Here is a 3913-nt window from a genome sequence, read left to right as displayed (position 1 = left end):
TTCCCGCTGCCCCCCTCTCCCACCGCGTTCTTGGGCGTCCGTGTCCGCCAAGGCCGATGGCGAAAGAGCCATCGCCGTTGGCGATTTCAAAAAGGGATTTAAGGACATGGAAATCAGCATTGGAACCCGGATCAATTGCGTTCTGCATTGGGCCGGACCCGGCACGGTCTATGCGATCCACGGCGAGCAGCGGCCCGGATCGGTTCGCGTGACTTGCGGGATCGCGCACAGTGGCGGCAGCGCCAGCTTTGATGTTGTGTTTGATAATGGCCGCATGTCGGCAAAGGTGCCTGAATGCATCATCAGGGGCGTGCAATGGTCGGTTCTCCCCGGCATCGCCAGTGCCGAGCAGATCGCCGAGGCACTTGCCCATGCCGCTTGCGTGAAGGCCGAGAAGGCAAACGCCGCCGAGCAAGCGGCGCAGCGGTTCGCGGCCGAGGTTGAACGGCTCCGCATCGTTCCGGCGCACGCGCGCCTGAAACAGGGCGATGACCAGTCTTCCGGTAAGCTGGCCGCGCAGAATATCCGGGCCGAGCTAAAGGCCGCTTTTCCCGGCATCCGCTTTTCGGTTCGCAAGGAGAGTTGGGGCAGCATCCGCATATCGTGGACTGACGGACCCACGGAATCGAGCGTCAACGAGATCGTCAAGAAGTATCAGGGCGGCAGTTTCAACGGCATGGATGACATTTACGAATATGCCGGATCGCCTTGGACTACGGTTTTCGGCGGTTCCAAATATGTCTTCACGTCGCGCGACCATTCGGCCGAGCACGTCGGTCGCGCCATCGAGGCGCTTTTCGCCAGTCATGGCGGACTTGACGGCATCGAGCGCCCGACGCCTGAAACCGCGTTCCGGTCCTTTGTCGCCGTCCCCGGTGAGCAATGGGATTTGGGAACCCTTATCCGGGTCCGGGCCTCCGAGATGGAGGCGGGACGGTGAGCGCCCCCCTGCCCTCCCCCGAGGCGTTGCGCGAGCATTGGTTGCGCCAGCTCGCAGCGCTGATGGAACCGATCATTGCCGAGCGTGCCGGCGTCAACTTTCCACCCTATCGCGTCACATGCGGATTCCCGAGCAAGGGCGGCGAGCTGGGGAAGAAAACCCGTGTGCGCGGTCAATGTTGGAGCGCAGCGGCGAGCGAGGACCGCCATGCAGAGATTTTTATATCTCCTGTTGAAGACGATCAAGCGACCGTCGCCGCGATCCTTGCGCATGAGATGATCCATGCGGCATTGCCCGAGGCGGGCCATAAACGCCCGTTCCAGATCGCCGCCGCCGCGATCGGGCACAAGGCCCCTTTCACCAGCAGCGAACCGACGCCGGAGTTTATGGCATGGGCCGAGGCCCTGCTAGGCACCCTGCCCCCCTATCCGCATCGCCGGTTGAACGCGATGACGCCGGTTGCACAAAAGAAGAAGCAGACGGCGCGCATGATAAAATGCGAATGCGCTACGTGCGGCTATACCGCCCGCACAACCCGGAAATGGCTGGAAAGCGTAGGTGCGCCCATTTGCCCCGGCGAAGGGCATGGACGGATGCAGCACGATCCGATCGACGACGAGGACGCCGAGGGAGAGGATGGCGACGTTTAATTGTGGCGCAATGCATGGGTGACACGGCACCCATGCATTGCATGTCATTCATGCATTATAGCTGTCAGCTATGGTTGACAGTCCACAAACTGTCAGCTACAGTTATCATATGATCGAGCTTATCAAAACGTCGGTGTTCGATGCTTGGCTTTCCGGTTTACGGGATCGCAAGGCGGCATGGCGCGTTGCGGCTCGCCTGGATAGGCTCGCTAATGGAAACCCCGGCGACGTGAAGCCCGTGGGTGGCGGCCTCTCTGAAATGCGGATCGACTATGGCCCCGGCTATCGGGTCTACTTCATGCGCCGGGGACCGGTATTGATCGTGTTGCTCTGTGGCGGCGACAAGTCCTCGCAGGCCCGCGACATTGAAGAAGCGAAGAAACTAGCCGCACTATGGAAGGACGGAAACGATGACTGACGTAACTTTCAGCCGGTATGACAGCGCCGACTATCTCAAAACCGAGGAAGATATTGCGGGCTATCTGGAAGCTGTCATGGAGGCAGACGGCGACAATCCGGCCTATGTCACACGCGCCCTTGGCGTGGTTGCCCGCGCGCGGAATATTAGCAAGCTGGCGCGCGACACCGGCATGAGCCGGGAAGGCATCTACAAGGCGCTTTCCGAGGACGGGAATCCCAGCTTTGCCACCGTGGCGAAGATCGCGCACGCGCTGGGATTGCGGATCGCCTTTGAGCCGGTTCGGCCTACGGCTTAACATGCAATACATGGGTGACACGTCACCTATGTATTGCATGTAATCGGAGCGCGCCGCAGGCCGCTATTCGAAGATCGTCACCGCTCGCGCCAAGACTTCATCCATGATGGCTTGCGGCAAGGTTTCGATCTTCCGCCCGTTGCGTGCGTCAAGATCGAGGACGCGGGGTTGATCGCACCGCACGACGCCCGTTGTCTTTGTGCCGGAGAGCGGCACGGCGAATCCAATGCGGCGCGCGAAGTCGCCGCCATTCGTAATCGGCACTATAACCGGCAAGCCGGTAGTCCGGTTGAAGTCGTCAGGGGAGACGACGACAACCGGACGGTGCCCGCGTTGCTCGCGGCCATGCGTGGGTTCGAGATCGACCATGTAAATGTCGCCGCGCTTCATATCAGTTCGCGGCCCACCGCAGGGGTATCAACCCATTCCCGTTCTTCGGGGGGCATAGGCTGCGAATAGTCGGACGCGGCCAGCAGCTCCGCCATGGTGTAGCGGGGCCGCGTGGACGGCTCGACCACCAGCTTGCCGTTGTCCACGGCCAAACCGACGCTTGCGCCAGCGGACAGATGCAGAACGTCGAGCAGGGCAGGGGGAACGACCAGCATGACCGACCCCCCGACCTTACGAAGATTTGTAGTGTGCATAAGAGCCTCCATAAGTTATATTGGAATATAACATTTTGGGGCAGTGAAGTCAAAGGCGGCATGAGCCACGGGCAACATGCACTGCACGCATTGCCTGTCTTACCTTGGTCTCCCGGCGATCCTGAACTACGCCATTCAGGGTCGCCGGGAGTGTTCGGCTCGCTCATAGGAGCCGCGCCGCTGGATATAGCGGGCAATCTCACAGCCAGTCACCAGCGTGGCCGTCAGAACGTCTCCCTTTCGGGGCTTGCCGTCGCAGTAAGCCGAGACGGCCGCAAAGCGTTTAAACGACCTCATGCATTACATGCATTTCATGTATTGCCTTTTCTGACCAATCATGCCTTATTGCGCGCAGGACATGCATTGCATGTCTTGCGATCATCAGAAATCAGGAGCCGCAATGCCCGTCATCACAATGCTTTCGCCCAAGGGCGGGGTGGGCAAGACCACCACGGCCCTTCTGCTGGCTACCGAGCTGGCAGCCACAGGGGCGGGCGTCGTTCTCATCGACGCTGACCCGAATTTCCCACTCGCCAAGTGGGCGTCTCTCCCCGGAAAGCCCGACAATATCGAGGTCATTCAGGAGATAGACGAGGATGGAATCATTGACACGATCGACGCCGCGCAGAAGCGCGCGCAATTCGTGATTGTGGACCTTGAGGGGAGGGCATCCGCTCGCGTCACCAACGCATTGTTGATGACGCACCTCGCCCTGGTCCCGCTGCAAGGCTCCGTTCTGGACAGTGATCAGGCGGCGAGAGCCTTTCAGAGCATCCGCCGCGCTTCGACCGCAGCGCGGCGCGAGATCGCCTTTGCGGCGGTCTATACCCGCACACCGGCAAGCACATGGGTTCGCTCGCGTGTGGCGCAGAGCATCGTGCAGAATATCGAGGCGGCGGGCATCACCGCCTTGCCGACGCCGATCGCGGAGCGGACCGCGTTCAAGGCCCTGTTTGCCGCAGG

Annotated in this window: 7 protein-coding genes; 5 read left to right on the top strand and 2 right to left on the bottom strand. The window is 60.9% G+C overall.

The window, feature by feature from the left end:
• Positions 1-106 precede the first annotated feature (106 nt).
• The 4 genes from SPHV1_RS01740 to SPHV1_RS01725 all read left to right on the top strand — a co-directional run bounded on the left by SPHV1_RS01740 (position 107) and on the right by SPHV1_RS01725 (position 2306).
• Positions 107-940 carry an LPD29 domain-containing protein gene (locus SPHV1_RS01740; protein WP_140404624.1) on the top strand — a complete coding sequence of 278 codons (834 nt, stop codon included), beginning with the start codon at positions 107-109 and terminating at the stop codon, positions 938-940.
• Positions 937-1590, top strand: coding sequence for a hypothetical protein (locus tag SPHV1_RS01735; RefSeq protein ID WP_048575088.1), 654 nt, complete (start codon positions 937-939; stop codon positions 1588-1590). The genes SPHV1_RS01740 and SPHV1_RS01735 overlap by 4 nt, the downstream gene beginning before the upstream one ends.
• A gap of 109 nt (positions 1591-1699) precedes the next feature.
• The gene (locus tag SPHV1_RS01730; RefSeq protein ID WP_030091808.1) at positions 1700-2008 is read left to right on the top strand and encodes a type II toxin-antitoxin system RelE/ParE family toxin; all 309 of its coding nucleotides are present in this window, start codon (positions 1700-1702) and stop codon (positions 2006-2008) included.
• A complete protein-coding gene (locus SPHV1_RS01725; RefSeq protein WP_030091807.1) occupies positions 2001-2306 on the top strand; it encodes an addiction module antidote protein in 306 nt (101 codons plus the stop codon). Before SPHV1_RS01730 ends, SPHV1_RS01725 begins: the two co-directional genes overlap by 8 nt.
• 63 nt (positions 2307-2369) lie before the next feature.
• Here SPHV1_RS01725 and SPHV1_RS01720 read toward each other — a convergent pair whose 3' ends face one another.
• Both SPHV1_RS01720 and SPHV1_RS01715 read right to left on the bottom strand, forming a co-directional pair.
• A complete protein-coding gene (locus tag SPHV1_RS01720) occupies positions 2370-2696 on the bottom strand; it encodes a type II toxin-antitoxin system PemK/MazF family toxin (RefSeq protein ID WP_048575089.1) in 327 nt (108 codons plus the stop codon).
• Positions 2693-2950 carry an antitoxin gene (locus tag SPHV1_RS01715; protein ID WP_048575090.1) on the bottom strand — a complete coding sequence of 86 codons (258 nt, stop codon included), beginning with the start codon at positions 2948-2950 and terminating at the stop codon, positions 2693-2695. The genes SPHV1_RS01720 and SPHV1_RS01715 overlap by 4 nt, the downstream gene beginning before the upstream one ends.
• Positions 2951-3350: 400 nt before the next feature.
• Here SPHV1_RS01715 and SPHV1_RS01710 point away from each other — a divergent pair.
• On the top strand, positions 3351-3913 hold a 563-nt coding region (locus SPHV1_RS01710; protein WP_054944396.1), incomplete at its 3' end, for an AAA family ATPase.

It is taken from the genome of Novosphingobium sp. KN65.2 (genome assembly GCF_001368935.1).
Classification (GTDB): domain Bacteria; phylum Pseudomonadota; class Alphaproteobacteria; order Sphingomonadales; family Sphingomonadaceae; genus Novosphingobium; species Novosphingobium mathurense.
The sequence above is the reverse complement of the archived record's forward strand: the minus strand, read 5'-3'. Positions and strand labels throughout refer to the sequence as shown.